Source organism: Sphingobacterium sp. UBA7625 (assembly GCF_002484085.1).
Taxonomy (GTDB): domain Bacteria; phylum Bacteroidota; class Bacteroidia; order Sphingobacteriales; family Sphingobacteriaceae; genus Sphingobacterium; species Sphingobacterium athyrii.
The window spans coordinates 1-1,915 of sequence record NZ_DLJD01000025.1 but is presented as its reverse complement, the minus strand read 5'-3'; the positions used below and the strand labels follow the sequence as shown (position 1 = coordinate 1,915).

The following is a 1,915-nucleotide window of genomic DNA, read 5'->3' as shown; positions in this document are numbered from 1 at the left end:
CAAGAGTTATTTCAAAAAAAATGTTAAATCTTTTTAAAAAGAATACTTGAATTGTGCCCACCAAAACCGAAGGCATTGCTCATGGCTGTTTGAACTGTCTTTTCCAACGGTTGGTTTACAACAATATTGATTCCATCGGGGATTGTAGGGTCTATATTTTCGATATTTATAGTTGCAGGAATTACATTATTGTTTATGGATTTTATCGCAATAATCGCTTCAATTGCACCTGCAGCTCCGAGCAGGTGACCGGTCATTGACTTGGTCGAACTGACCCAGAGGTTGCTGGATTTACCAAATGCCAGTTGCATCGCTTTCAGTTCGGCAATATCACCGACGGGAGTAGAAGTAGCATGAAGATTTAAGTAATCTAATTGCTCACTGTTTATTTGGGCTTCTTCCAGAGCAAGTGACATTGCCTTGGCTGCACCTATACCTTCTGGGTGAGGGGAAGTCATGTGATAGGCATCCGCAGTCATGGATGCGCCGACAAGCTCAGCATAGATCTTTGCACCTCTTTTCTTGGCATGCTCATATTCTTCCAGTATCAGGGCCCCGGCGCCTTCTCCCATGACGAACCCATCCCGATCTCGATCAAATGGCCTACTTGCCGTTTTGGGATCATCATGCCTACCCGACATTGCTTTCATGGCAGAGAAACCTCCTACCGAGGCAGGAGTAATGGGAGCTTCCGATCCGCCGCTAATAAAGACTTTTGCTTTTCCTAACCGAATATAATTGAAAGCATCCATGAACGCTGTATTGGAGGTTGCACAGGCAGATACAGTTGTATAATTGATGCCCTTCAGACCGAATTTCATTGATATCATTCCCGAAGCCATATTAACAATAAGCCTTGGGACGAAAAATGGGCTGAATCGAGGGACATAATTACCCTTTACATAGTTTTCAACTTCATTTTCGAATGTTTCCATTCCCCCTTGTCCAACACCCCAAATAACACCAAAATCGAATGGATCCATTGTATTCGGATCCAGACCGGAATCTTCTAAGGCTTGCGATGCGCTATATAGGGCATATTGTGTAAAGAGATCACTTCTCTTGATCTCATTACGATCGAGGTATTTTTCCGGTTGAAAGTTTTTGATTTCGCTCGCGATTTGCGTCCGAAATAGAGACGCGTCAAAGCGGCTGATGATAGCTGTACGGTTTTCACCGCGTAAAATATTATCCCAGAATGTATCAATGTTATCTCCTAATGGGTTGATTGTCCCCATTCCGGTAATTACAACTCTTTTCATTTTTATGATATTAAAATTAATGTATAAATATACCGATTGGTATGTGTTCGTTTAAAAAAATTAGATTTTGATCTCCCGATCTACCATTTCTTTCATATTATCCAATACAATAGTTAAATCTTTACCGCGTCCTGAAATTTTTGAAAGTAAAATACCGCCTTCGATCATGGCCATGAAGGTAACCGCAAAATGTTCAGCAGAAATATGCTGTTTAAACTCTCCAGACTTAACACCTTCTTCCAATATCGAAATCAATCGTTGCTTCCAAAGTGCAAATGATCGTCTGACTTTGGGAGTCAAAAAAGGCAAGGAGTCATCAGCCTCGATAGCAGCATTCATTAGCGGGCATCCACCCGAAGCCGCGATATTTTTGAAATTTTCTTTGTAGAAATCAAAAAAAGCAAAGAGTTTCTTTAAGGATGTCTTTTGTTGGATAATCTGCTGATCTACTCCATCTGCTATTTTTTTACTTTGATAACTATAAACATGGAGTGCCAAGTCATCTTTGTCTTTAAAATTACCGTATATACTGCCTTTTGTTAAACCTGTAGCAGTAGTGATGTCGGAAAGGGAAGTTGCAAAATAGCCCTTTTTATTAAAAATAGGAGCCGTTTTTTCAATGATAAATTGCCGTGTCTGTTCTGCTTTTGACA

General features: G+C 40.4%; 2 protein-coding genes. Both read right to left on the bottom strand.

Translation table 11 applies throughout. The features are described from left to right. Nucleotides 1-23 precede the first annotated feature (23 nt). Entirely contained in the window at nucleotides 24-1,262 is a 1,239-nt protein-coding gene (gene fabF / locus B4G94_RS09750; RefSeq protein WP_286858594.1) for a beta-ketoacyl-ACP synthase II, read from the bottom strand. Nucleotides 1,263-1,322: 60 nt separating this feature from the next. After that, nucleotides 1,323-1,915, bottom strand: a 593-nt coding sequence (locus B4G94_RS09745) for a TetR/AcrR family transcriptional regulator (protein ID WP_286858593.1), incomplete at its 5' end; no start/stop codon positions are given.